Genomic DNA, 25,333 nt, shown 5'->3' with positions numbered 1-25,333 from the left:
CGACCAGGTGACATGACTAGACGGCAGACCTGGCCGAGCACTACCGGAATGACCGCTCCTGGAGGCCGGTAGCCCGTTCTGGTGAGCTGACTCGGATAGATCCAGAGACCCTTTGGCCAGCATGTAACGTACATCTTCTGGATGTGTAAGGCCATTACTAGACCTTGTGGCGTTCACCAGTCAAGGGTACGAGCGGAATGCGGTCGAGACGCGACCCGAGGTGGTCTTCTGTTCTGCCGCGGCTACAACGCGGGGTTGAATCGTAGACTGGTACGGACAACCACCGTGGAAGCCGTTGCGCTCTCGGAGCGCTGATTTGGCCGTACATTGATCATGGGCGGTTTCAGCGTGGTTCACGAAGGAAAGGCGAGGATGACACTGCGGCGCAACGAACCAGCCTTCAGGCGCGTGTGGGCCGATCTCCGGACGCAGATTCTGAGCCAGACCTTCGCGGACGGCATCGCCTTGCCGACCGAAGCGGAGCTCGCCGACCGCTATTCGGTCAGCCGGCAAACCATCCGCCGCGCGTTCCAGGACCTTGTCTCCGAGGGTCTCGTGCACCGCGCTCCCGGCCGGGGAACCTTCGCCACGCCGCCCTCGGGTCGCTACCTCAGGCAGCTCGGGTCGATCGACGACCTCATTGCACTGTCGGCCGACAGTCAGCTCAAGATCATCGTCACGCTGGGTGGCGTCGTGGATCCGACGGCGGCGGGCCGTCTGCGCCTGGGCGACGATCATGTCGCCAAAACGGTGTTCGTGCGACTGCACAACGGTGAGCCGTTCTGCCACACGAGTGTCTACCTGCCGCCCGCGGTGCGCGCCCGACTGGGCGCGGTGAAGGAACTGGTCGAACCCGGGATGGTGAGCCCCGTCACCGTCATCGGGCTCGTCGACCAGGCGCTGGAGAACCCGATCCAGGATGCCGAGCAGAGCATCACGGTGGCGACGGCGCCAGCCGAGGTCGCCGAGAGTCTGGGGCTGCCCCCGCGAACTCCCGTGCTCCGTATCGACCGGATGTACCTCGATGACGACGCCGCCCCGGTCGAGCTCGCGATCAACCACTTCCACCCCGACAGATATTCCTATCGTGTTCGACTACGCCGGCATCTGCCCTAGTTGGTATGGGGGTCATGGCTGGGGCTTCGCCGGGTCGATCCTGTCCTGACTCGTGTTCGTGGTGATCGGAGTATCGTGAGTCCTAGCCGGAGGCGGCCTTGTGTCTCTGGCTCCGGGTCTTCGTTTCCTCGACCTCTTCCGACATCACGGCGATGATGCCCTTGCACACTAGGTCCAGGTGATCGCGCAGGTGGCTCTCGGCGGCGTCGAGGTCACCGCGGGCGGCGTAGCGGGCGAGTTTGCGGTGCCCGCCGACCGGATGCTCGATGCGGAGGCTGAGCAGGTAGCGGCCGACCGTCCCGCGCAGTTCCTCGATCATCTTGACGAGCGTCGGGTTCTCCTGCGCGTCGTAGAGTTCGCGGTAGAAGGCGATCCGTTCGTCGACGAACTCGCCGCCTTCGTGCTGCTTGTCCAAGGCAGTGCCGAGTTCGAGCAGCCGCGCCGCCCGCGCCGACGTCATCCTGGCCACCGACTTGCGCAGCGCGTGGGTCTCGAGTAGTTGGCGGATCTCGTACACCTCGCGCACCTGCTCGACGGTGAGGGTGCGGACGACGGCTCCGCGGTGCGGGAGGAAGGACACCAGACCTTCGGCCTCGAGCTGCATCAAGGCTGTGCGCACGGGTATACGCGAGACGCCGATGCGCTCGGCGAGATCTTCCTGACGTAGATGCTCTCCCGGGGCGAAGATCCCGGTCAGGATGCATTCGCGGAGGACCTCCAGGACCATCTGGCCGACGGTCTTGTATCCCGAGGAAATCCGCGACACCACCTTGTCCAGCGTCGGCTTGTCACCGGAATCCCTGACCCCCACAAGCACGCCTCCTTCCGTTCACCGCCGCAGCGGTCATCCGTCTCTGAACCGCGTACCGGCCGTCAGCTCGGGAGCATCACGGTAACCGCCTTGGTCCTGGTGTAGGTCTCCATCTCCGCGAGATCGTGCTCGGAGCCTAGGCCAGAGTTCTTGTAGCCACCGAAGGGCACGCCTTTCCACCGCTTCTCCACGCCGTTGACCCAGATGTACCCGGACTCCACTCGCGCCGCGGCGCGGTGCGCTGTTGCCAGGTCGTGCGTGTAGATCGCGGCGGTCAGGCCGTAGTCGGAGTCGTTGACCATCGAGAACAGCTCGTCCTCGGTGTCCCAGGTGATCACGGACAGCACAGGTCCGAAGATCTCCTCGCGGGCGACGGTGAGCTCGGGCGTCACGCGGTCGAGTACGGTGGGCTTGACGAACGCGCCGCCGGCAAGATCACCGGAGGGGCGTTCACCGCCCACGCGCAGCCGCGCTCCTTCCGACACCCCCTCCTCGACGAAGCCGAGCACCCGATCCTGGTGCTCGGGGGAGACGAGCGAACCCATCTCGGTGTCTTCGAGTTCGGGCATGCCGAGGCGGATCTTGGCGGCCAGGGCGCAGACCTCGTCGGTCACCTCGCTGGCCATCGAGCTAGGTACGAACAGTCTCGACGTCGACCCGCAGGACTGTCCCTGGTTCCTGGTGAAGTTCATCCCCACCACGGCGGCCTCGGCGACCTCGGTCGGATCGGCGTCGGGAAAGGCGAGCAGCGGGTTCTTGCCGCCGAGCTCGAGACTGACGTGTTTGACCCGGCCGCTTTCCGCCGCCGTCTTCTGCACCGCGAGGCCGGTGTCGACACCGCCGGTGAAGTGGACTCGCCAGATGTCCGGATGCCCGGCCAGGGCGCGCCCGACTCGCGCGCCGCCGTGGACGACGTTGAAGACACCGGCCGGCAGGATGCCGGCCGACGCGTCGGCGATCATGGTGGCACTCAACGGAGTCTGGTCCGCTGGCTTGAGCACGACCGTGTTGCCGGCCATCAACGCGGGCACGGTCTTGGACATCGCGAAGTACGCCGGGTGGTTGAACGGGATGATGACAGCGACCACTCCGTACGGCTCGCGCACGGTGTAGTGCAGGTGGCCAGGTGTCGCCGGGATCGTCGCGCCCCTGAGCTGTTGACCGAGGCCCGCGTAGTACTCGATGTACTCGGCCCCTTTGGCGACGCCGGTTCGCATCGTGCGAAGCGGGGTGCCGCTGTCGACCGCGTCCACGAGCGCGATGTCGTCGAGTCTGGCCCGCACCGCGGCGGCCCAGGCGAGCAGGTAGCCGCGTCGTTCCTCGGCACCCATCGCGCGCCATCGTGGTGCGGCGTCCGCAGCCGCCACGTACGCGTCGGCGACGTCCTCCTCGTTCGACACCGTGACGTCGCCGATGTCGATGCCGCTCGCGGGTGCGATGTCGACGCGCGTCTCACCGGACACCGAACCCCGACGTCGACCTGCGATGAAGTTGTCCGCGGTGAGTCGATCCCAGCTCGTCATCGCTTCTCGTTCGCCAGCGCCACGGCACGCTTCAGTACGTCTCGGTCGACAATCGCGTTGTTGTCAGGTTTCTTCTTGAGCACGCCGGAGTCGACGCCGAGGTCCGTCATGTACTTCACCGCCTTCGGTGACAGACCACCGTCTTCCGGCCAGAACTCGTACTTCTGGATCAGGCCGTAGAGCTCTTTCTCCTCCGCTGCACTCGGCGGTTCCTGGACGTACATCTGTACAGCCTTGTGGAAGGTGCTGTAGCTCTTCTTCAGTTCACGGTTGCCCTTCAACACGGAGGCGCAGAACCCGGCCGCGGTCTCCTTGTTCTCCTTCAGCCACTTCGCCGGCGCCGCGAACGCCTCCTTGATGTAGATGGGTACGTCGTCGTAGAGCGAGGCGATCACCTCCGCGTCCTTCACCTGCGTCTTCGCCTGGTTGTACTGCTGCACGTGGATGACGGTCGCGTCGACCTTGCCCGAGGCGAACGATGAGGTCCGCAGCCCGGACGATTCGACGATGCTCGTGTTGGGCAGGTCCGTGGAAGTCCCCGGCGCATTCGCCTCGGCGAGCATCGCGTCGAGGATCATCGCCCCCGCGCCGCCGGAGCTATCGACGGCGACTCGGGTCTTCTTGTCGAACAGGTCCGTCACTGAGGACACGCCGTTGCGCCCGACGAGCACGAAGTCGTCGAGGCTGACGAACGGGCAGAACACCTTGAAGTCCTGGCCACGCTGCTGTACGAGCACGTGCGAGATGAACGAGCCGCCGACGATGTCGGCACGCCCGGACAGGGCCGTCTGGGTCGCGGTGGCGTGTGAGTCGAAGGTCTGGAAGTCCTTCTCGGTGACGTCGAGCCCGAAATCCTTGCCGTAGTTCAGCGGCCCGTACCGGGTGTTCACGTATGACGCCTGGACCTCCGAGGTGAAGGCGACGCGTGGCTTCTTGGACTCTCCGCCGCCTCCGCTGCACCCGGAGGTGAACACCAGGGCGGCGATCGCGGCGATCGCCGCCGCGGTCTTCGTACTTCTGTTGAGCAGCATACTTGTCTCCTTCAATCCTTCGACGCGCAGATGACGTCGACGAGGAACGGTCGGCGTTCCTCTCGTACGATCCGCACTGCCTCTGCGAGCGCCTCGGCGACCGCGAGGTGATCGTCTATCGGTCCGATGCCCTCGACTCCTTGCGCCTTCGCAAGCGCGGCGAAGTCGATGGCGGGGTGGTCGAGGTGGATGCCGACACCGACGACGTCGTCGGATCGTTCGCGGTGCGCTGCCATCTCGCGTTGGTGTAGCTCGTCCTTGCCGTAGGTCCGGTTGTTGTGCATGACGACGAGCACTGGGATCTGGTGGTGCGCGGCGGTCCAGAGTGACGAGGACGTGTACATCAGGTCGCCGTCGGCCTGGATGTCCACGACGAGAACGTCGTCGTCGCGATGCGCGAGCGCGGCGCCGAGGGACGCCGGCAGCCCGTAACCGAGGCCGTGGCCGCCGGACCGACCGAGGAAGTGTTCGTCCGCGGTGATGTCCCACAGTCGACGTGGCCACCCGTCGAGGTGGCCGTTGGCGAGCTGCCACGGCGCATCGTGCACTGCGTCCCACACCGCGTTCGCCAGGTGCGCGGGGTGGATCGGCGAGTGGTCGGCGACCCCGCGTGCCTTCTTCGCGTCCGCCTCTCGCCCCTCTGTGTGTCGCGCGGCGAGTGCGGTCCGGCGATCCGTCGACCGGTCGTCCGGAACGTCCACGAGCAGCTCGCTCAGCGCATCGGCGAACAGTACGGCGTCGCCGAGGACGTACCTCGCGCCCTCCACCGAGGATTCCGGCACCAGGAATCCACTGTGCCTCAGTTCGGACATCCCTACCGCGATGACCGGCACGTCTGGCGGGACCAACGCGGTCGTGGCCCGCGAGCCCGTGTCGGTCTCGGTCGTCGCCCACCCGAGGTCGCGTACTTCGAATGCGAGCACGACGTCGGCCTCCGCCAACGTCCGCCGCCGGTCGTGCGACTGGTCGGCCCAGTGCGTGGTCGGGTAATTGCACCCGCCACCGAGATCTACCACGGCCGCGGCGAGTCGCTCCACGACAGGGAGCAACGAGGCGGCCAGTCCGCGTACCGGCATGTCGACGACGACGGCGGGTCGGCGTGCCTGCCTGAGCACGTCCGCCACCTCGGCGGCGACGTCGTCAGGTGCGGTCAGCCGCGCCGGCTCTACGGCCGGCAGCGGCGGCAGACTCCTGCCGCCGGCAGGGCCTTCCTGTAGGTCCGTGTCGACGCTGACGTAGACGGGACCGGAGGGTTCGGTACGGGCGAACCGCAGACCACGATGCAGCGCCTCACGTAGACCTGCCAGTGTGGCCGGTTCCGCATCCCACTTGACGATGTCGCGTACCAGCGTGCCCTGCGGGTGCCCGCTGTGGATCCAGTCCAGCCACGGCCGGCGGTTGTCCTCTGCGCGCGGACCCGACCCGCCTAGTACCAGCATCGGTGCGCGGTCGACCCATGCGTTGAACAGTGCCATCGAGGCGTGCTGCAGGCCGACCAGGTTGTGCACGAACACCGCCATCGGACGGCCGGTCGCCTTCGCGTACCCGTGCGCGATACCGACCGCGATCTCCTCGTGCAGCGTGACGATCGGTCGTGGCCGGTCAGCCCGAACGAGGGAGTCGTGCAGGCCACGCAACGTCGCGCCAGGATTGAGCGCGACATGGTCGATCCCAGCGTCGGCGAGCCAGCCGACGACCAGGTCGGAACCGAACTGCGCGTCCGTGGCCATCAGCCGATACGTAGCTCTTGCGAGGACATTCCGCCGGCAATGCGCAGTGAGATGAGCGCGTACATCTTGGTGGCATCGACGAGATCGTCGAGAGCGAGGAACCCGGTGCCCTGCACCGCCGCTCGGCCTCGACTCGGGCCGAAGTTGATCGAGGGAATGCCGGCCTTGTTGAAGACATTGGAGTCTCGCCACATCGACACGACCGCAGGTTCGGCATGCTTCGGCGGTTCCACACCCCTGATTGCCTTGTGCGCAAGGGTGATCGCGTCCGCGAGTGGTTCGGTGCCCTTGCCCTCGGCGCCTGTCTTCGACATCACGAGCTCGAGTTCGGCGTCGACACCGACGGCGTCGACAGCCTGCTTCAGCGACGTCGTGACCTCGCCGATGTCGTCACCGGGACGCGTGCGGACGTCGACGTAGAGCGCGCAGTAGGGCGACGACCGGTTCGGTCGCCAGGGGATGCCGCCCCGTACGGCGCCGACCTGTGCGTTGGGCCGTACCTCGCCGCACGGCGTCATGGTGGTACGGGAGCGGGTGTACTCCGCACCCCACTCCTCGATCGCGATGATGACGGCCGCGGCTTTGGCGATCGCGTTCGGGGAGTCCCGCAGGTTGTCCGTACGGACGAGCCGGGGGGTGTACATGTTGCGGCCTCGCAACGTGACCTTGTAGTAGTTCGCTCCGCAGTGGTACCAGCAGGGCGTGAAGTCCGAGGTCTCCGACACAAGGGCGTAGTCGGCCCGCACGCCGTGATCGACGAGGTAGGTACTGCCGAAACCCTTGCCCTCGTAGGCCAGTCCCTGGTACTCGTCCACCGGAGCCTGGCCGGTCTCCCCGGCCACCGAGGTCAGGACGAGGTCTCCCTGCAACGGAATGCCGACCTGCTGGATCGCACGTGCCGCCACCATGAACAGCGCATGCGCATGGCGGTCGTTCAACGCGGTGTGCCCGAAGATCAGATCGCCCTCACGCCAGCCGCCGGTCACGTTAGGGTCGGGAACCTGCATCAGGTTGTCGTAGTCGGGACCGGAGGCCTCGGTGTCGAGATGGGCGTTGAACAGCAGGGACTTGCCGCCCCCGGAGCCGCGTACGTAACCGACGACATTGGCGCGGTCGTCGACGATGGAGACGAACCGCGACTCCATCCCGTTCTCCTTGTACCAGGCATCGATCTCACGCGCGGTCGCGGCTTCGTGCCCCACGGGGCCGTACGTGTTCGCGAACCGCAGGACCATGTCGGCCAGCTCTTCGCGTTGGCTGTCGATCCTGGACAGCACTTCCGCGACCTTGTCCGTCATCGTTCACCTCGTCTGCTCTGGGGGCGGTCCGTCGTCGTCGGGGTTCATCAGCCGCCACACCCGTTCCGGGGTCAGCGGCACCCGATCGGGCCATCTGCCGATGGCCCGCGCGACGGCTGCGACGACGGCGGGTGCCATCGGGTTGAGCGCGCCCTCGCCGGCCCCCTTGGCGCCGTACGGGCCGACGCCGTCGCGGCGTTCGACGAGCATGGTGCGGATGTGCCGTGGCATGTCGCCGGCTCTGGGCACCCGGTAGTCGACGACGTTCGGGTTGATCGGCTGCGGACCGTCGTAAACGAGCTCCTCGTACAGCGCGCTGCCGAGCCCCTGGGTCGCGGCGCCGAGGTCCTGCCCCTCGACCGCCTTGGGGTTGACGGCGAAGCCGACGTCGGCGATGGTCACCAGTCGATCCACGGTGACCTGGCCGGTGTCCGGATCGACCTCGACCTCTACGCCACCGACACCGATCTCCCAGAACGGCGGCATCTGCGCGGTCGTGTCCTTCTTCCTGACCGTACCGACGCCGGTGACGTCGCCGGCTCTGGCGCCGTACCAGCCGACGATCACCTCGGTCGTGGTGACGACGGCTCCGTCCGCGGTGCGCACGCCGCCCGGGACATCGGTGAGCTCGGTCGGCGTCGTGTCGAGCACCTCGGCCGCCATGTCCCGCAGCTTCGCCCGCGCGTCGGCACACGCTCGCTGCAGCGCGAGCCCGACGAGCGTCGTGGTACGGCTCGCGCCGGTGGTGCGTTCGTACGACGCCGCGGTGGTGTCGGACTGCGCCACCTGCACCAGCTCTGGAGCGACACCGAGCTCTTCGGCGGCGATCTGCGCGAGCACGGAGCGGCTGCCCTGGCCCATCTCGGTCGAGCCGCTGAGCACGGTGACCGAGCCGTCGAAGTGGATCCGTGCCGTCGCGGTCGAGACCGGGAAGGCGCCGGCGTCCGAGGCCGAGAGCGCGAATCCGATGCCGCGGTACGGCTCGTTCTCGACGTCGCGCCACAGCTCGTCGACGAGCAAGTCGAGGTCAGCATGCATGTCGGCGTCAAGCCCACGTTTGCCGGGCAGGAACACCTCGCCGTATGCCACGAGATTGGTCTTGCGTAGTTGGGCAGGTTGGATGCCCAGCTGCTCCGCTGCCCGGTCGAGATTGGTCTCGCCTGCGAGCACGCCGTGCGGAGCGCCGAAGCCGCGGTAGGACGACGCCGGTGCGGTGTTGGTGTACACCGAGCGACCATGTGCCCGCAGATGCGGAACCCGATACGGCCCGAAGCACCGGTTGACGGCCTTCTCGAGCACGAGCGGACTGTTGTCCGCGTAGGCACCGGAGTTCATCACGATGTCGAACTCACGAGCGAGGATGCGTCCGTCGGCCGCGAACCCGCTACGCACGCGCACCTCGGCCGAGTCGACCCGGGTGGTGTAGATCGACTCCTCGACGTCGAGCACCAGCTTGACCGGACGCCCGGTCACCCACGCACCGACGGCCGCCAGCGGCTCGATCTTGGTGTATGACTTCGACCCGTATCCACCGCCGACGTACGGTACCCGGACAGTGACATGCGCCAGCGGCAGACCGAAGATACGCGCCAGATCGTCGCGCACCATGAACGGATGCTGTGCGGTGGACCAGATCTCCAGGTGCCCACCGCTGAAGGACGCGACTGCGTTGTACGGCTCCATCGCGTACGCGTAGAGCATCGGGTAATGCATCGTGCCCTCGACCACGAGGGCCGCCTCGGCCATGCCGGTGTCGACGTCGCCCCACTCCACCGTCGTCTCGAATGCGATGTTGGGGTGGCCGGATTCGCCCGCGACTCCGGCGACGAACGAACTGCCGTCGCCGGAGTCGTAGCCGCGTTCGTGGATGGCGGGAGCATCGTGGGCGAGCGCCTCGTCGGGAGTCAGCGCAGGTGGCAGGTCGACGTAGCTCACCTCGACGAGCTCGGCGGCGTCGGCGGCCCCGGTCAGCGAGCCCGCGACGACGAGCGCGACCGGCTCGCCGTAGAACCGGACCTTGTCACGAACAAGCACCTGATGATCGGCGATGATGTGGCCGAACCGTGGGAACAGCGGGTCGAGGTCGTCGCCCGTGACGACCGCGGCGACACCGGGTGCCCGGCTAGCTGCTGCGATGTCGATGCCGGTGATCCGCGCATGTGCCCGGTCGGAACGCACGACCTTGGCGTGCAACATTCCCGGCTGGGTGAGGTCGACACAGTACTGCGCCGCACCAGTGACCTTCTCTACGAGGTCGGGCCGGCGTACGGACGTGCCGACGACACGGTGCTCACTCACCGACGGCCTCCGCCCCACGGGCCGATCGTGCGGCGGCGAGAACCGCGTCGACGATCGGCTCGTAGCCGGTGCAGCGGCAGATGTTGCCCTCCAGGTGCTCGACCACCTGTTCTCGACTCGGGTCAGGACACGAGTCGAGCAACGCCTTCGCCATCATCAGGAAGCCTGGAGTGCAGAAGCCGCACTGCAGCGCGAACCCGTCGACGAACGCCTCCTGCAGCGGGTGCAGGCGTTCCCCCTCTGCCAGGCCCTCGACCGTCGTCACCGTTGATGCGTCGGCGTCGACGGCGAGGTACGTGCACGCGCTCACCGGTCGACCGTCGACGAGCACGGTGCACACTCCGCAGACCTGGAATCCGCAGCTGAGCTTCGTGCCGGTGAGTCCGAGATCGTCCCGCAGGAAGGCGGCGAGGGTCTGTCGTACCGGCACGGTCCGCGTGTGGTGCGCCCCGTTGACGTTGACGTCGACTGTCCGCTCGGTGTGCATCGTCGTCATGGCTGCGTCTTCGTCCCGAGCACGGCCCGCAACCGATCGACGGCTCTACGCACGTAGACGGCGGTGATGTGGCGCTTGTACTCGATCGAGCCGGTCAGGTCGGGGATCGGGTCGACGGAACGGGCGACGTCGTCGGCGTCGACGTCGTCGAGGTCCTGATACGATCGGGCCACCGGGACCTCGCCGACCGCTCCCACGACGAGCCGTACCTGCCCAGCAGGTTCGGCGAGCAGCGCCACGTTGGCGGTAGGTCGTTCCATCGTCTGGTACCTGAGATACACGCCGCGACGGTCGCGATGCACCGGCACGTGTACGCCGACGAGCAGTTCGTCGGGCTCACGAACGGTCCAGTACGCACCGGCGAGGAAGTCCTCGACCGTGACCTCCCGCTCACCGGTCGGTGAGCGGAGGGAGACCGAGGCACCTAGCGCCACAAGTACGGTCGTGACGTCGGACTTGGGTTCGGCGAAGCACAGGTTGCCGCCGATCGAGCCCTGCGCACGCACCCGCGCGTTGCCCACGCCGCGCTCGACCTCGGCGACCAGCGGCAGTGAGCCGCGGATCGTGGTGTCGGTGGCGATCTCGGCGTGTGTACTGACGGCACCGATCGTCACGCGACCCTCGGCTGTCGCGACCCCGCCGAGTCCGTCCACGCGCTTCAGGTCGACGAGCGCCTCCGGACGCAACAGGCCCGCGCGCATCGCGAGCAGGAGCTCGGTGCCGCCGCAGTACGGCACGTGGTCGTCGGAGAGCAGGTCGACCGCCTCGTCCACGGTGGACGGCCTGGCGAGAGCGAATGTGGGCAGCACCTCAGGCCACACTCCCCAGCGCGGCGTCGGCGTTCTCGAGGAACTCGCGCACGAGGGTGTCCGCCTTCTTCCTGATCATGCCAGCGCCCATCGTCGCGACCCGACCGGACACCTCGTAGGTCGCGCGGATCGACAACACCGTGCCGCCTGTGTCGGTAGGCTCGAGGGAGAGCTCGCCATCGACGCTGATCCGCGACGCGACCTGCCGGTCCTCACCGTTGGCACGGATGTGGACGTGCCTGCCGATCTCCACCTCGTCGACGTCGATGTCGAGGTCGGCCCGCAGCCGGAACGGCCCCAGCCGGTCGAGGAGAACGGCTGTGTACTTCTCCAGCCGCCGGATCTCGACCGCGTCGTCGACGATGCTGACCCAGCCGACCAGCCGCGGCACGTCGATGAGCACCTCCCAGCTGCGTTCCGTGTTCGCGCCGAGGACGAGTCTCTCGTCGAAGCTGCTCGTGGGCATGTCGTTCTCCGTCCTGATTGACTACTGTGCCCGCAGCTTAGGGAGGACCTCGCGACCGAGTAGCTCGATCTGCTCGTACCAGTGGGCGAACTTGAACCGGAAGTCGAAGACGAGGTGCTCGACACCGATCTGCTCGAACTTGCGGCACTCGGCCACGGCCTCGTCCGGATTGCCCACGATCAGCTGCCCCTCGAGGTCGTCGACCGTCTCGAACTGTCCCGACGGCGGCTTCACCGCGAACTTGGCCTTGTTCGCCCAGGCAAGCAGGCCCGGCACGTTCACGTCCTTAAGCGCTTCCTCGCGGGTGCTCTCGATCGAGGTCGGCGGGATGACGGCGACGGTAGGCCTGGACCGACCGAGCTCGGCGGACATCTCGTCCATCTTCTCGACGCGTTTGCGCATGGTGGCCAACGAGATCCGGCCGGGCATCCAGCCGTCACAGAACTGGACCGCCAGCCGTGCCGACCTCGGCGTGGCACCGCAGTACCAGAACGGAATCGGGCCACCGACCGGCTTCGGCTCGATGGTGACGTTTTCGAACTCGAAGTTCTCGTCCTTGTAGGAGACGTCGTTCGCGGTGTGCACGCGGCGCAGGATCTCGGCGTTGGACCTGACCAGCTCGACCCGGTCGGCGTCCCCGAGCCCGACGGCGTCGAACTCGTGGTCGAACGTCCCGGCACCGAACCCGAGGATCAGCCGCGGTCCGACGAGCTGCGTCATCGTCGCCGTGGTCAGTGCGGTGACGAGCGGGTGCCTGAACGGGATGAGCGACCCGGTGCCGAGCTCGATGCCGCTGGTCACCGCACCGATCGCGGTGAGCGTGGTGAGCGCGTCGTAGAACGTGCGGTTCGGCTTCTCCATCTCGCCGTGCGGCTCGAACACCAGGTGGTCACGTACCCACACCGAGTCGAAGCCGAGCTCCTCGGCGCGTCTGGCGCCGTCGAGCAGCTTGTCCCTGTCCGCTTCCTCGCCGAAGTGAGGCAGGAGCAGGCCATACTTGGTCATCGGGTGGGTCCCCCAGTTCTCGAGCGAGGTGTGGCCAGGACGCCGTTACCGGGCCGCCCGGTCACGACGCCGTCGTCGTACACGAGTACGCCACGGACGAAGGTCTTCTCCACCCGCACGTTGCAGGTGCGGCCGTCGTACGGGGTCCAGCCACAGCGCGAGAGCACGCCCTCGTTCGTGATCGTCCACGGCGCGTCCATGTCGGCGACGACGATGTCGGCGTCCCTGCCGACGGCCAACTCACCCTTGACGCCGTGCAGCCCGAACGCCTGCGCCGGCCGGTAGGCCGCGGAGTCCACGGCCCGGTCTAGCGGGACCTGGCCACGCGTAGCGGCGTCGAGCAGGAGCGGGTAGTAATACTGGATGCCAGGGGTGCCGGTGTGCGAGCTCCACATCTGGGTCCAGCCGATCTCCTTCTCCTCCCGCGTGTGCGGCGCGTGGTCGGAGGAGCTGACGTCGATGGTGCCGTCGGTGAGCGCGTCCCACACTGCTGCGCGCGCATCGTCGGGTACCCAGTACGACAACGCGTACGGCCCGAGCTTCTCCACGTCGTCCCAAGTCGACAGGAACAGCGCCCAGTGGTTGACCTCGCAGGTGACGTCAAGGCCGCGGTCCTTGGCGCGTCTGATCGCCTCGATCGACCGGCGGGTCTGGATGTGTGCGAGGTGGATCGGACAGCCGGACGCTTCAGCGAGCCGCAGCACGACGTCGATGGCTGTGTCCCAGATGACGCCGTCACGTGCGGCGTACGCCTGCGCATACGCCTGCGGCGTGTTCTCGCCTCGACCGAGGTACGCGCCTTCGATGTAGTCCATGAGCGCCTGGTCGTGCGGATGGATGATGAACCGCTTGCCGGTCGGTGCGATCGCGTCCATCACCTGCAGCAGGTGGCCGTGGTCGTGCATACCGGTGCCGGCAGGATGTGGGTACGTGCGCCCGGTGTCGACCACCATGTAGATCTTGAACGCGCGTACACCGGCCTCGGCCATCGCGGCGATGGCGTCCGGATCGGTCGCAGCCGGGTTGTGGTTCCAGTCGACGATCGACCGCTCGTCGTACAGGTCGAAGACCTGATCCACGCGCTCCCTGTCGGTCGTAGGCGGGTCGAGGTTGGGCATCCCGAAGATGGTCGTGACACCACCTGCGACCGCCTGCTCCGTGGTGGTGACGATGTCTTCCTTGTGCGTGTAACCCGGCTCGCGGGCGTGCACGTGGACATCCACCATGCCGGGGAGCACGAGCTTGCCGCTCGCATCGACGACGTCACCACGCACGTCGACGTCGACCGAGGGATCGACCAGTCCGACGATCCGGCCAGCGGCGACGAGCAGGTCGACCTGCTCCGAACCCGCCGGAGTGACGACGGTTCCGCCCTTGATGCGGCTGTCGACAGGCACTACGAACCTCCGATGAAGTCGATGGTGTCGGTCGTCCCGGCTTGACTGCGGGCCACGACCGCTCCGTTTACCAGATGACGCTCGAACCAGATCACGATGTGCGGAGTCACGACCTCCCAGTACTTGTCGTAGGCGGCGTAGTGGGTGGTGTGTCGTTGCATGAGGAGCTTGCGAGGGCCTTTCGCGGCCTCGTAGATCGCGACCGCGTGGTCGGTGGGCGTGGTCGCGTCGTTCTCCACACCGATCACGAGCAGCGGCGTCTCGAGGTCCGCTGCCGCGCGTACCGGCCGGTACTCGAGGATCTCGTCCACCGCCGCCAGCGAGACCGCGGTCGGGATGCGGGAGTCGACGTCGGCCTTGACCTTGGTCGCGCGCCGCTCGGGCGTCGGCACCATGATCTCCTCGCGGGGATGCACCAGCCGTCCCTTGCCATCGACGGCTCTGCGCCTGCGATCGTCCGCCAGGTCGGCCAGAAACTCGAGCCACTCGTGCTCCTGCCGCATCCGGTGCAACCAGTCCTCGCCGTCGGCGACCGGGAGCTGGCTCACCGCCGCGCGGATCCGGTCATCGTGCGCAGCAAGCAGCACAGCATTGCCGCCGCCGGTGCCGCCGCTGCCGAACACGCCGATCGTGTCCGGGTCGACGTCGTCGCGGGTGGTGAGGTAGCTGACCGCGTTCTGCAGATCCTGCAGCTGGCCCCGTGGGGAGAGCACCGACCTGTCGCCCTCGGAGTCACCGAAGCCGCGGTAGTCGAACACCAGGACACCGAAGCCGGCCGCCGTCAACGCTTCGTGGTAACGGACGTAGAGCTTGGCGTCCTTCAGCCCCAGCCAGCCTGGGCCCTGCACGATGGCGCGCAGCCGACCAACCGGCTCGTCCGGTGTACGCCAGGTCGCAGAAATGCGCGCGCCCTCACTGAAGAAGAGCACGTCCTCGGAATGCAAGCCGAACCCCTTCCGGCCGCAGTTGCATAGATTGGATACATCATTCAGCAGACCATAGCCGCTAAGTCGAGACACGGGAAGACCGAACTTTCACGGCCCGTTGTCGATCGGCCCGACGGCCGTTGGATTGGACGGAATTCGGTGTTCCCAAAGGGATAGGAGGTGCACAGATGGACTCTTGACAGGACGCGTCGAGGGACTATGTTGTGCTGAACGCGTTCCGGATGCTGGATTCAATCCGCGGTGGCGACGGTGTGATCGCCCTGGATGACAGGAGAGCCGCGATGGCCAAGAGCGTCACCCAGACCCAGCTCACGCATTACGAGATCCAGAAGCAGCGGCGGGCTCGGGTCGTGGAGGAGTGGCGCAACTATCGGACGTGCCTGATCCGCGGTGCCGACGTCGTTCTCGAAGAATGCCCGGCTACACGGACTCGCCGGGGCGTCTACATGGGGGCCGACGGCGGCGTACACCCGACGAAGGTGCTCGACGCGACGTTGCACGAGATCCCGGCGCACACCACCACGACGGTGCACAGGCACTCCTGGGACGCGATCATGTTCGTCACCGGCGGTAGCGGCTGGACCGAGATCGACGGCCGGCGGATCCAGTGGAAGGCGTGGGACACGCTGCACCTGCCGGCCTGGGCGTGGCACCGGCATGGCAACGAGTCCGATCTCGACGCGCGATACGTGTCGTGGAGCGTCCAGCCGATGCACGAGTCGCTCGGCACGGCGGTACTCGAGGAGGGCGGTGACACGTCCTACGTCGACCTGCCCAAGGGGCCGGAGACGGCGCCGCCGACGGGTGGCGACGACCCGTACGGCCGCCGGCTGCAGCGGATGCACCAGCAGGCACCGCGGAGCGACGACCGGAGACTGATCACCAGGTTCGACGAGATCACCCCGAAGGTGACCAAGCGGGGTGCGCGCAGTGCGTTCCTGATGGACGAGTCGATCGGCTACCGCACGGCCGGGCTCTCCGCGGTGATGCACGAGCTGGCGCCGGGCCTGTGGCAGTCGAAGCACCGGCACGGCGGTGAGGCCTGGCTGCACGTGATCGACGGCCACGGTCACAGCGAGATCGAGGGCGAGTCCTACGAATGGGGGCCCGACGACCTCGTCGTCGTCGACCACTGGGCGTGGCACCAACACTTCAACGACGACAAGAAGAACACGGCCCGCCTCATCAGGGTGCACAACTTCGACGCGCTCTACGACATGATGCGCGTGCTCCTCGACCCGATGGTGCTGTTCGAGGAACCGGCGCAGCTCGACGCGCCCGACGTCTCGAACGTGGAGTGGCCGCACTTCCAGCACGGAAGGCCCCAGTGATGTCGGGTCACCGCCATTCCCCCCTGCACGTCGAGGGCACACCGACTGCGGGAAGCGTCACGATCCTGCCGGTCGACAGCTGGGAGGACCATTGGACCCGCATCGTCATCGACGACGCGGCCCGGCGGCGACTGGAGAACTTCGCGCTGTTCTCACTCACCTGGCGCTCCCGCATGTCGACGGTCGGCCTTCCTTCCCACGGTCTGCTACTGCTCTCCGGACCGCCGGGAACGGGCAAGACGACGCTCGCGTACGGGCTCGCCAACCGCACGGCGAACGTGCTCAAGGAGCGCGAGCACGCCGACGACGCGCTCCTCGTCGTCGTCGACCTCAACGCGTTCCCGAGCGAGATGCTCGGTGCGACGCAGCGTTCTCTCTCTCAACTGTTCGAGGAGACGCTGCCCGGCCTGGCGAGTCGTGGCAGGCCGGTGATCGTGGTGCTCGACGAGGTGGAGGGCCTGGTGGTCGACCGGGGACGTGCGTCCTATGAGACGAACCCGATCGACGTGCACAGGGGCACCAATGCCGTGCTCACCGGCATCGACTCGATCGCGAAGTCGTCGCGCAATATCGTGCTGATCGCGACGACCAACGATCTCGGGGCTGTCGACCCCGCGTTCCTCTCCCGGGTCGATGTGCACGAGCACATCGGACTGCCGACGGCTGCAGCGATTGAGTTGATGCTCGCCGACTCCTTCCACGAGATCACCGGACGGCCGGCGGACGGCAACGGCACACTCGCCGAGCTGGCAGAACGCTGCGCCACCGCCGGGATGGATGCGCGGCAGGCCAGAAAGATCATCCTGCGCGCGGTGATCAACGGTACGCCGGAGCTGGCTCTGGCACCGGACCAACTGTCGATCGATGACGTCAGTGCGGCCGTCCACGCCGAACTCGACTGACCGAGCCTCGCTGAGGGTGACTACGCATGACGAAGACCGGCGCGGCGTTCGATTGGCGGGAGGTCATGCCGGAAGCGGACCGAGCCGTGTACCGCGCCGCAGGCTACGGCGGTCGTACCCGACCGGGTGAACGCCCGGCTGTGCTCGTGGTCGACGTGACCTACCAGTTCGTCGGCCGCCGATTGCCGACGACCGAGTCGATGCGGGAGTACCCGAGCTCGGCGGGCATGCCGGCGTGGCAGGCGGTGGAGCACATCGCCAGGCTCATCGCCGCCGCTCGGGACCATGACGTGCTAGTCATCTACACGGTCGGTGGTGCCGGCCGTAGCCTGTCGGCACAGCGCAGGCACAAGCATCCGAATGCCACCGACCAACCGCGCGATGCCAACCAGATCGTCGAGGAAGTCGCGCCGAGCGACGACGACATCGTCCTGTCGAAGGCTCGACCGAGCGCGTTCTACGGCACGCCGCTCCTCTCCGCGCTCGTCGACCGGAACATCGACACTGTGATCGTGACGGGTGGCACGACCTCGGGTTGTGTGCGGGCGACGGTGATGGACGCATTCTCCAACGGATATTCCACGCTCGTGCCAGAAGACGGTGTATTCGACCGTGGCCGCCTCTCGCACGCAGTGAGCCTGTTCGAGATGGACCAGAAGTACGCCGACGTCGTGTCGACCGACGCTGCCACCGCATACCTGTCGGGGGAACCGCCCACGACCCTAGTCACGCAACACGCGTCTCGAGAGGAACCATCATGACGCGAGCGCAAGACGGTGGAACGTCATACGATCGCCGCCGTTTCCTCAGGACAGCCGGCGCGGGGGTGCTACTGGCATCACCGCTTGCCGCGGGCCTCACCAGTTGTGGCTCCGACGACGAATCGTCCGGCAAGAAGAAGAGAGTGCGCATCGCACAGACATCGCCGCCACTCATCACCTACCCGGCTGTCGTCTGGGGCCCCGTCACGTACGGCGCCGAGTTCGGGGTGCCGACAACGAAGAAGGACTTCACCACGTTCGAAGCGCAACAGACAGCGATCCAGAGCCTGCTGTCCGGTCGCGCCGACATCGTGATCGGGTCGTTCCTCGGCATGCTGGCACTCGCCACCAAGCGGGACGACTTCATCACCTTCGGCCCCTCGGTCGACCTCGACGACTTCGTGCTGGCCGGTATCAAGGGCGTGAACGATTGCGACTCGGTCTTCGATCCCAAGTACAAGATCGGTGTCGACAGCCCGGGTGGTTCTGGCAGCTCCGTCCTCGAGGCCATCCTGCAGGATGGCTGTGACGGGCGAAGCCAGAAGGAGCTGAAGAACGTACGCATCATCGAATCGTCCGGACTGCGCACGACGTCCCTCGCCTCAGGCGAGATTCAGGCGACCGTCCTGCACATTGACCAGACGGAGCAGGTGAAGGAGAAGATCGGTACGGCCGACTTCCACGAGATCCATGCGCTCTACAAGGTGAAGAACTTCATCCGGTCCGCGATGGCGACGACACGCGACTGGCTCGACGAGAACGAAGATGCGGCCGCCGGCCTGGTCGCGGCTACATTCAAGGCGCACCGGGTGATGATGAAGGACTACGACAAGTTCGTCGAGGCGGTCAAGGACGTCGTCGACGAGCCTCCCACCGAGGACAGTGCGTACCGCCTGGTGTGGAACCTCGCGCGCAAGTACAGATTCTGGCCGATCAACGCCGAGGAGTCGTTGCAGCAAACGGGTGTCGATTTCATGGCGAAGATCGGTGTGTCGAGCGGTGCGTTCAAGAAGCCACCGGATACGACGAAGCTTGTCGAACGCAAGATCATCGAAAAGGCCGAGAAGATGGTGGGGCCGATGACCCGGGAGGAGCTGCTCAGTTGACGGGTAGCGCATCGAACCAGGAAGCCGGCGCGCTCGAGGGACGATCTGACACGCCACCTCCCGGGTCTGCGAAACGTTCAGCGGCGCCGATCCTGCGGATCGAGGCGGTGTCGAAGACGTTCGAGGCACGGCGCGGCCGGAAGAGGCAACAGACCGCCGCGCTCCACGACGTCGACCTCGAGATCCAGGAGCAGGAGTTCTGCGCGATCATCGGCCCGAGCGGGTGCGGGAAATCCACGCTGCTTCGCATCATCGACGGACTGATCGCGCCGACCAGCGGCACCGTGAAGCTGCACGGCGAGCCGGTCACCGCGCCTGGGCGAGACCGGGGCATGGTCTTCCAGCATGCACATCTGCTGCCGTGGCGCACGGTGCAGAAGAACGTCGAGTACGGCCTCGAGTGCCTGAAGGTCCCAGCGCAGGAAAGGCGCAGACGCGCGAGCGAGTACGTCGAGCTGGTCGGCCTGCAGGGTTTCGAGAACCACTACCCGTCGCAGCTCTCCGGCGGCATGCAGCAGCGCGTCAGCCTGGCTCGCGTGTTCGTAGTAGAGCCGCAGATGCTTCTTCTCGACGAACCGTTCGGCGCACTCGACGCACAGACCAGGTTGAGTCTGCAGACCGAGCTCGAACGGATGTGGACCGCAGACAAGAAGACCACCCTGCTCATCACCCATGACATGGAGGAGGCACTGTTCCTGGCCGACCGAGTGGTCGTGATGAGCGCACGCCCCGGTCGCATCTCCCACGCCGTCGACGTGCCGTTCGACCGTCCGCGCACGGATGCGGTGCGGGCCGAACCGGAGTTCGCTCGGATGAAGCTGGACCTCTGGGATGCCCTGAAGAAGGGCATGAACGAATGACCAATCTCGGGGTCGCGCCGGTGGTCCGGCCGCCGCTCTACCGCCGGGTGTGGTTCCAGCGGACCGTCACCTGGGGGCTGCTCCTCGTGCTCTGGGAGTGGTTCGGGCAGCAGGTCGGCCCGTTCTACTTCCCCACCGTCGGAGGCACACTCGACGGTCTGTGGAGCGTCACACAGGACGGTTCGCTGCTGACTGTCGGCCGAAGCTTCGGCCACATGTTCGCCGGATTCGGGCTCGCCGTCGTGATCGGTGTTCCCGTCGGGCTGCTGATGGGGACCTCTCGTATCGCCGAGTGGATGCTGAGCCCGTACATCAAGGCTCTGTTCGTCACGTCGCTCGCCGCACTCCTGCCATTCGTGATCCTGTTGTTCGGCACCGGGTTCGAGTTCCGTGCTGCGGTCGTCTTCCTCTTCTCCATCTTCTACATCGTGATCACACCGGCCAACGGGGTACGCGAGATCGACCGGGGACTGATCGAGGTGACCCGGTCGCTCAGCGCGTCCCGGGTGAAGACGTTCTTCTCGCTGGTCCTCCCGGGAAGCCTGCCGTTCATCATCACCGGTCTGCGACTCGGCCTCGGCCAGGCGATCCAGGGTGTGATCATCGCCGAGATCTGGGTGACCGTCGGCACCGGCCGCAAACTCGTGACCCTCGGTCTGGCGCGGGAGCTCGGCGAGTTCTTCGCTCTGGCCGCCGTCGTCGTCCTGATCGGTGCCGCACTGACCCAGTTGTTGATCTGGGCGCAGCGCAGGTTCACGCCCTGGGCCGGCGACGTCGAGGCCTCGTTGAAGGGCGGCGAATGAGCACCCTTCAACCCACGGGCAGAGGCATCTTCGCCCGTCACGACACGGCGTTCGGGTGGACGCTCCGGATCGTCTCGCTCGGCATCGTGCTCGCGCTCTGGCAGTGGTACGGACGGCTCGGTGAGAGCTTCGCGATCGCGCCGGTGAGCGAAGTCGCCAAGGCGCTGTGGACCGGCCTGACCGAAGGCGACTTCCTCCGCGCCACGGCAGGAACACTGCTGACGATGGCGGTCGGCTACGTCATCGCGGTCGTGATCGGGGTGAGCGTCGGGCTGTTCATCGGGGTGTCGAGCTACGCACGGAACACCCTCGAACCGCTCGTGCACGCCGCCTACGCGACACCGATCTCCTTGCTCATTCCCGTCATCGGCATCTACACCGGCCTCGACTTCCGTGGACGCGTCACGCTGACCGTGCTCTGGTGCGTCTTCGAGATCCTGGTGGCCACGACGACGGGAGTACGGGAGGCGCCGACATCGCTGATCTCGGTGGCCCGGTCGTTCACCGCGCCCCGGACGATGATCTACCGCACCATCATCCTGCCGGCCGCGCTCCCGTACGTCGCACTCGGTCTGCGGATCGGTGTCGCCCGTGCAATGCGTGGCGCGGTCACCGCCGAGCTGCTGCTCTCCGCGGTGAACCTCGGCAAGATCCTCACCCACGCCGGTTCGACGTTCGACATCCCGACATTGCTCGCCGGCATCATCTTCGTGATGCTGCTCGGTCTCGTACTGATGTACCTTGCAGAGGGTATCGAGAAGCGGGCGACGCGGCATCGGGCTGCGTGAGGTGAGCGACCGGGGAGCTCGGCGTCCTCGTACAGTCGTGGTGCTCGCGTGCCTCGGCGCCGCCACCGTGACGTGCGCGGTGCAAGGGCTCGCACCGGCATTGCCGGCTATGCAACACGCGCTGCGGCTCTCCGATGCGCAAGTGGCACTGCTGACGACGGCGTACCTGCTGCCGAGCGTGATACTCGGCATCCCAGCCGGCACACTGACCCAACGGACCGGTCGACGGGTGATGTTCGCCGGCAGTCTGAGCGTGTTCGGCCTCGGTGGTCTGGTTCAGATCGTCGTCCACACGTTGCCGGCGATCCTCGCGGTGCGCGTCGTGCAGGGAGCCTGCTTCGGTGCGATCCTGGCACTCACCATCACGATGATCGGAGACGTGCTGCGGGACAACGCGGCCCAGGCCAGCGGGCAGGGCTTCCGCGTCGTCGCGATGACCGGCGGCGAAGCGCTGTTCCCGATCCTCACCGGCCTGCTCGTCGGCGTCACGTGGTACGCGCCGTTCGGCATCCAGCTCATCTGCCTGCTGATCGGCATCATCGGCTGGTTCGCCATCCCGCCTGATCGTCCTGGTCGCGCTCGGGCGCCGACGATGCGCTGGCACCACGTACGTGCGGCAATGGCCGACCCGGCCATCCTGGCGTTGCAGCTGCTCGCGTTCATGCGGTTCTTCTTCAAGTTCGCGATGATCACGTACTATCCGATCCTCGCCGTCAACGAGCGAGGGCTGTCCGCCGCCACCGTCGGCATCGTGATGGGGTTGTCCTCGCTACTCGGTTCGCTTGGAGCCCTCTTGGCCGGCGGAGTGGTGCGACGGGTGGCGCCGTCGCGGGTGATCGGTGTTTGTGTCGCAGTCATCGGTCTGTCGCTGCTCACCGTGGCTACCGTGCCTACGTCGTCGGCACTCGTCGGCGGCCTACTCGTATACGGTGTCGCTGACGGTATCTACAGCGTCTCGCACAACGTGCTCGTAACCCAGACCGACTCGATAGGCGGGCGGGCCGTCTTCGTCGCGTTCACCGGAACCGTGCGCAACCTAGGCAAACTGGTCGCGCCGGTCGCGTTCGGGTTGGTGACGCTCGTCCTCCCCCTCGCCGGCGTCTTCGCCGTATGGGGCGCTATCGGACTCGCGGTCGCGTTCTCGGCCGCCCACCTACGTCCGCTGGACACGCCCGGCACCGATCGCGACTAGCCCCGATCCTTCGCGCGCCCAGCTGAACTGGAGGTAAGCACCTGCTCGGGATCTACCTGGACCTCCGCGCCGACTCCGGGCTGGTCAAGCTCTACTCGATCGGCCGCACCACCGGCCGGGTCGATGAGCTGGCGGCGGGGAGGCTGGTCAAGACTCACCCCAGGCAGCCACCGGGCGGCCGGTGCGCCGACCGCGAGGACCTGCCTGCGGAGAAGGCCGGCTACGCACTGCGTGACCTCACCAGGCTCGTCGCGGTCTGCGCCGGGCATGGGGAGAACGTCGGCATCTACGCCGAGCGGCTGCTCGACGACCCGCTGCCCTGGACGAAGATGCGCGCCGTCTACCGGCTGCTCGGCCTGGTCCGCCGCTACGGCCCCGGCCCGGTCGAGGACGCCTGTGAACGGTCGCTGGACCTCGACGTCGTCTCGGTGTCGAAGATCGCCTCGATGCTGGCCAAGGCACGTGAACGCGAGCAGCCTGTGCTGCCCGCCGGGGCCGGCTCACCAGGCGGTCGGTTCGCCCGCGACCCCAGCGAATACTCCGGACGGAACAGCGTCCAGCGCACCCTCATCTTCGGCGGCGCGGCCGCATCCGCCACCCTCACCCACGAGGAGGACCAAAAAGGATACCCCCCTGTGTCAACCTCAAGATCAAGATCAGGCTGCGGCAGGCATGTCGCGGGCTGGTTGGGTGCCGCCGTGCAGGGTCGGGTCGTAGGTCGTGCGGTCCTGCCAGCAGCGCCACATGACGCGGACCCAGGCGCGGGCGAGGATGCGGGTGGCGTGCGGGTGGTCTTTGCCGGAGGCGCGCGCCCGGTTGTAGATGTCGGCGGCCCAGGGGTTGGAGAAGCGGCTGTTGGCGGCGAAGGTCGTGATCGCTTGGCAGAGGCGTTTGTTGCAGGTCCAGCGGAACGACACGCCGCGTTGCTTGCCCGAGGCTCTAGTTGTATCCGGCTGTCAACGACGGCCGAATTCTGACCCCTTGGCGTCGCTTGGGCGAGGTGGATTCGAGCGAACGTCGCAACGGTGACGTGTTCATGGTGTCAGGTTGAAGACCTCTGATGGTGTCTTCCAGCCGAGGATCTTGCGCGGCCGGGTGTTGAGTTTGTGCTCGAAACCGGCGAGGTCGGCGGCGCTGTGGGCGCGCAGATCGGTTCCCTGCGCAGGTACTGACGGACCAGGCCGTTCGTGTTTTCGTTCGTCCCACGCATCCATGGGGATCCTGGGTCGGCGAAGTAGACACCCTCACCGAAGAGCAGAGCGACCTGGTCGTGACGTGTCATTTCGCTGCCCTGGTCCCAGGTCAGCGTGAGTCGCTTGCCGGCCGGGACGCTCACCAGTTGGGCGGTGAGTGCGGCGAGGAGCTGGTCGGAGCGGTGACCGTCGGGCAGGTGAATCAATCTCAGCAGCCGCGACCGCCGATCGACCAGCGTCGCCACCGCCGAACGGCTCATTGGCCCGACTACGAGGTCGCCCTCCCAGTCACCGAGGCGCACGCGATCGGTGACGATGGCCGGGCGGTGCTCGATGCGTTGGTGCGGGACGACGTAGCGGGTGCGGCGTTCGTCGGGGTGTCGCCGGCGCTTGCGTAGCGGACGTCCGGTGCGCAATCGCTTGGTCAGCTTGCGGCTGAGACCACCCCGGGCGCCGCGGTAGAGCGCCTGGTAGATCGTTTCGTGACACAGATGCCATGCCGGTCGCTCAGAAAACGCCTCCCGCAGATGAGCGGCGATCTGCTCTGGGCTCCACTCCAGTTCGAGCTTGTCCTGCACGAGTGCGCGCAGCTCGCTGTCGGTCGCCAACCGGGCCCGACCCGGCCGAGCTCCGCGGGCCCGCGCCCGGCTATGGGCCAGCGTCGCGTCATACCCACCTCGGTCATGCCGGGCCGTGTTGCGCCGAAGCTCGCGGCTGATCGTTGAAGGACTGCGATCAAGACGACGGGCGATCTCGCGAACGCTGACGCCGTGCCGATGCAGCGAGTCGATCCGCTGACGTTCGGTCATGGACAGATACCGATGGGAGCGCACGGCTTCAGACAACCGGTCGGGAGCCACCCCACCGGCCTCGGCGCGCCAGCGATAGCCGGTCTTTCTGGTGATGCCGACTCGTCGGCATGCCTCAACCGTGCCCACCCCGGACTCGATCAGTTGCCAGTACCTGGCCTCGACCTCGAGCTGGCGCTTCCTACCTCGACGACCCATTGCGACACTCTCCCGGACGGAGCTGGTGTTGCAACGAGCCCTAGAACCCAAGCGACGCCAGAGGGTCAGAATTCAGCCGCCGCCGACACCGGCCGTCAGGTTGGTGACAGTCGGCTGATCGGTGGGTGGTCGCCGAGTGCGGTGTGTCGACGCGGGACACGATGACGAAACGGCTGTGGGCCGGTGCGGTTAGTCCATGACGGCCAGGGACCAGCACCAGCCGGCGAGTTCGCGGGCGATGGCGACGTTGGCGATCACCGGGCGTTTGTGGCGCAGGGTGAAGCTGGTCCAGCGGGTGTGGAGCCGCCGGTTGCCGGCGTCGCTGACGTGTTTCTGACTTCGTGACGCACTTTGGCGTTGGATTAGCCAACATCGTCGGGGTTCTGGGTGGGTTGAGTCTGTCGTTCTTGGCGGTGGGTGGCAAGCCGGTGTAGCCGGGCTTGCTCGAGGCCGGCCTGGCGGG

Annotated in this window: 21 protein-coding genes and 3 pseudogenes; 9 read left to right on the top strand and 15 right to left on the bottom strand. The window is 66.8% G+C overall.

The features are described from left to right. Positions 1-372 precede the first annotated feature (372 nt). On the top strand, positions 373-1,116 hold the full coding sequence (locus tag GEV10_23600; protein MQA81428.1) for a GntR family transcriptional regulator: 744 nt from the start codon (positions 373-375) through the stop codon (positions 1,114-1,116). Positions 1,117-1,198: 82 nt separating this feature from the next. Here the strand turns inward: GEV10_23600 and GEV10_23595 are convergent, their stop codons facing one another. The 12 genes from GEV10_23595 to GEV10_23540 are packed head-to-tail and all read right to left on the bottom strand — an operon-like array spanning position 1,199 to position 14,924. Then, positions 1,199-1,933: an FCD domain-containing protein gene (locus GEV10_23595; protein MQA81427.1), complete on the bottom strand. Its 735-nt coding sequence runs from the start codon at positions 1,931-1,933 to the stop codon at positions 1,199-1,201. 56 nt (positions 1,934-1,989) lie between these two features. After that, positions 1,990-3,450, bottom strand: a complete 1,461-nt coding sequence (locus GEV10_23590; GenBank protein ID MQA81426.1) for an aldehyde dehydrogenase family protein — start codon at positions 3,448-3,450, stop codon at positions 1,990-1,992. Next, entirely contained in the window at positions 3,447-4,481 is a 1,035-nt protein-coding gene (locus tag GEV10_23585) for a hypothetical protein (protein MQA81425.1), read from the bottom strand. The genes GEV10_23590 and GEV10_23585 overlap by 4 nt, the downstream gene beginning before the upstream one ends. Before the next feature lie 11 nt (positions 4,482-4,492). Next, on the bottom strand, positions 4,493-6,211 hold the full coding sequence (locus GEV10_23580) for a thiamine pyrophosphate-binding protein (GenBank protein ID MQA81424.1): 1,719 nt from the start codon (positions 6,209-6,211) through the stop codon (positions 4,493-4,495). Continuing rightward, on the bottom strand, positions 6,211-7,509 hold the full coding sequence (locus GEV10_23575) for a peptidase dimerization domain-containing protein (protein ID MQA81423.1): 1,299 nt from the start codon (positions 7,507-7,509) through the stop codon (positions 6,211-6,213). Before GEV10_23575 ends, GEV10_23580 begins: the two co-directional genes overlap by 1 nt. 3 nt (positions 7,510-7,512) lie before the next feature. Further along, complete coding sequence (locus GEV10_23570; GenBank protein MQA81422.1) at positions 7,513-9,807, bottom strand: molybdopterin-dependent oxidoreductase; 2,295 nt, start codon at positions 9,805-9,807, stop codon at positions 7,513-7,515. Beyond that, on the bottom strand, positions 9,800-10,303 hold the full coding sequence (locus GEV10_23565; protein ID MQA81421.1) for a 2Fe-2S iron-sulfur cluster binding domain-containing protein: 504 nt from the start codon (positions 10,301-10,303) through the stop codon (positions 9,800-9,802). Before GEV10_23565 ends, GEV10_23570 begins: the two co-directional genes overlap by 8 nt. Next, positions 10,300-11,124: a hypothetical protein gene (locus tag GEV10_23560; protein MQA81420.1), complete on the bottom strand. Its 825-nt coding sequence runs from the start codon at positions 11,122-11,124 to the stop codon at positions 10,300-10,302. Before GEV10_23560 ends, GEV10_23565 begins: the two co-directional genes overlap by 4 nt. Further along, positions 11,114-11,578, bottom strand: coding sequence for a hypothetical protein (locus GEV10_23555; GenBank protein ID MQA81419.1), 465 nt, complete (start codon positions 11,576-11,578; stop codon positions 11,114-11,116). Before GEV10_23555 ends, GEV10_23560 begins: the two co-directional genes overlap by 11 nt. Positions 11,579-11,599: 21 nt before the next feature. Next, positions 11,600-12,583 carry an LLM class flavin-dependent oxidoreductase gene (locus GEV10_23550; GenBank protein MQA81418.1) on the bottom strand — a complete coding sequence of 328 codons (984 nt, stop codon included), beginning with the start codon at positions 12,581-12,583 and terminating at the stop codon, positions 11,600-11,602. Next, the gene (locus tag GEV10_23545) at positions 12,580-13,980 is read right to left on the bottom strand and encodes an amidohydrolase family protein (protein ID MQA81417.1); all 1,401 of its coding nucleotides are present in this window, start codon (positions 13,978-13,980) and stop codon (positions 12,580-12,582) included. The genes GEV10_23550 and GEV10_23545 overlap by 4 nt, the downstream gene beginning before the upstream one ends. After that, complete coding sequence (locus tag GEV10_23540; protein ID MQA81416.1) at positions 13,980-14,924, bottom strand: alpha/beta fold hydrolase; 945 nt, start codon at positions 14,922-14,924, stop codon at positions 13,980-13,982. The genes GEV10_23545 and GEV10_23540 overlap by 1 nt, the downstream gene beginning before the upstream one ends. Positions 14,925-15,130: 206 nt before the next feature. Between GEV10_23540 and GEV10_23535 the strand changes: the two genes are divergently transcribed. The 8 genes from GEV10_23535 (at position 15,131) to GEV10_23500 (ending at position 22,670) form a co-directional block, all read left to right on the top strand. Continuing rightward, positions 15,131-16,258, top strand: coding sequence for a cupin domain-containing protein (locus GEV10_23535; protein ID MQA81415.1), 1,128 nt, complete (start codon positions 15,131-15,133; stop codon positions 16,256-16,258). Then, positions 16,027-17,160, top strand: coding sequence for an AAA family ATPase (locus GEV10_23530; protein ID MQA81414.1), 1,134 nt, complete (start codon positions 16,027-16,029; stop codon positions 17,158-17,160). The genes GEV10_23535 and GEV10_23530 overlap by 232 nt, the downstream gene beginning before the upstream one ends. A gap of 26 nt (positions 17,161-17,186) precedes the next feature. After that, complete coding sequence (locus tag GEV10_23525) at positions 17,187-17,921, top strand: isochorismatase family protein (GenBank protein ID MQA81413.1); 735 nt, start codon at positions 17,187-17,189, stop codon at positions 17,919-17,921. Continuing rightward, complete coding sequence (locus tag GEV10_23520; GenBank protein MQA81412.1) at positions 17,918-19,027, top strand: hypothetical protein; 1,110 nt, start codon at positions 17,918-17,920, stop codon at positions 19,025-19,027. The genes GEV10_23525 and GEV10_23520 overlap by 4 nt, the downstream gene beginning before the upstream one ends. Positions 19,028-19,116: 89 nt before the next feature. Then, positions 19,117-19,887, top strand: a complete 771-nt coding sequence (locus tag GEV10_23515) for an ATP-binding cassette domain-containing protein (protein ID MQA81411.1) — start codon at positions 19,117-19,119, stop codon at positions 19,885-19,887. Then, a complete protein-coding gene (locus GEV10_23510; protein MQA81410.1) occupies positions 19,884-20,690 on the top strand; it encodes an ABC transporter permease subunit in 807 nt (268 codons plus the stop codon). The genes GEV10_23515 and GEV10_23510 overlap by 4 nt, the downstream gene beginning before the upstream one ends. Then, on the top strand, positions 20,687-21,478 hold the full coding sequence (locus GEV10_23505) for an ABC transporter permease subunit (GenBank protein MQA81409.1): 792 nt from the start codon (positions 20,687-20,689) through the stop codon (positions 21,476-21,478). The genes GEV10_23510 and GEV10_23505 overlap by 4 nt, the downstream gene beginning before the upstream one ends. Beyond that, positions 21,432-22,670, top strand: a complete 1,239-nt coding sequence (locus tag GEV10_23500; GenBank protein ID MQA81408.1) for an MFS transporter — start codon at positions 21,432-21,434, stop codon at positions 22,668-22,670. The genes GEV10_23505 and GEV10_23500 overlap by 47 nt, the downstream gene beginning before the upstream one ends. A gap of 656 nt (positions 22,671-23,326) precedes the next feature. On the opposite strand, the pseudogene GEV10_23495 reads toward GEV10_23500, so the two are convergent. The 3 pseudogenes from GEV10_23495 to GEV10_23485 all read right to left on the bottom strand — a co-directional run bounded on the left by GEV10_23495 (position 23,327) and on the right by GEV10_23485 (position 25,191). After that, positions 23,327-23,614: pseudogene (locus GEV10_23495) on the bottom strand (IS110 family transposase). Between the two features lie 90 nt (positions 23,615-23,704). Further along, positions 23,705-24,870: pseudogene (locus GEV10_23490) on the bottom strand (IS30 family transposase). A 189-nt stretch (positions 24,871-25,059) separates the two neighbouring features. Continuing rightward, positions 25,060-25,191 (bottom strand): annotated as a pseudogene (locus GEV10_23485) (IS110 family transposase). Between the last annotated feature and the right edge of the window lie 142 nt (positions 25,192-25,333).

The sequence above is a fragment of the Streptosporangiales bacterium genome (assembly GCA_009379955.1).
Taxonomy (GTDB): Bacteria; Actinomycetota; Actinomycetes; order Streptosporangiales; family WHST01; genus WHST01.
Note: the sequence above shows the minus strand (reverse complement) of the source record. Positions and strands in the feature narration are given on the sequence as shown.

Bases quoted from the DNA above. Each gene is read 5' to 3' on its own strand.
- GEV10_23550 (MQA81418.1), bottom strand. From the start codon at position 12,583: ATGACCAAGTATGGCCTGCTCCTGCCTCACTTCGGCGAGGAAGCGGAC.
- GEV10_23600 (MQA81428.1), top strand. From the start codon at position 373: ATGACACTGCGGCGCAACGAACCAGCCTTCAGGCGCGTGTGGGCCGAT.
- GEV10_23590 (MQA81426.1), bottom strand. From the start codon at position 3,450: ATGACGAGCTGGGATCGACTCACCGCGGACAACTTCATCGCAGGTCGA.
- GEV10_23585 (MQA81425.1), bottom strand. From the start codon at position 4,481: ATGCTGCTCAACAGAAGTACGAAGACCGCGGCGGCGATCGCCGCGATC.
- GEV10_23580 (MQA81424.1), bottom strand. From the start codon at position 6,211: ATGGCCACGGACGCGCAGTTCGGTTCCGACCTGGTCGTCGGCTGGCTC.
- GEV10_23565 (MQA81421.1), bottom strand. From the start codon at position 10,303: ATGACGACGATGCACACCGAGCGGACAGTCGACGTCAACGTCAACGGG.
- GEV10_23505 (MQA81409.1), top strand. From the start codon at position 20,687: ATGAGCACCCTTCAACCCACGGGCAGAGGCATCTTCGCCCGTCACGAC.
- GEV10_23520 (MQA81412.1), top strand. From the start codon at position 17,918: ATGACGCGAGCGCAAGACGGTGGAACGTCATACGATCGCCGCCGTTTC.
- GEV10_23530 (MQA81414.1), top strand. From the start codon at position 16,027: ATGGGGGCCCGACGACCTCGTCGTCGTCGACCACTGGGCGTGGCACCA.
- GEV10_23510 (MQA81410.1), top strand. From the start codon at position 19,884: ATGACCAATCTCGGGGTCGCGCCGGTGGTCCGGCCGCCGCTCTACCGC.
- GEV10_23575 (MQA81423.1), bottom strand. From the start codon at position 7,509: ATGACGGACAAGGTCGCGGAAGTGCTGTCCAGGATCGACAGCCAACGC.
- GEV10_23525 (MQA81413.1), top strand. From the start codon at position 17,187: ATGACGAAGACCGGCGCGGCGTTCGATTGGCGGGAGGTCATGCCGGAA.
- GEV10_23555 (MQA81419.1), bottom strand. From the start codon at position 11,578: ATGCCCACGAGCAGCTTCGACGAGAGACTCGTCCTCGGCGCGAACACG.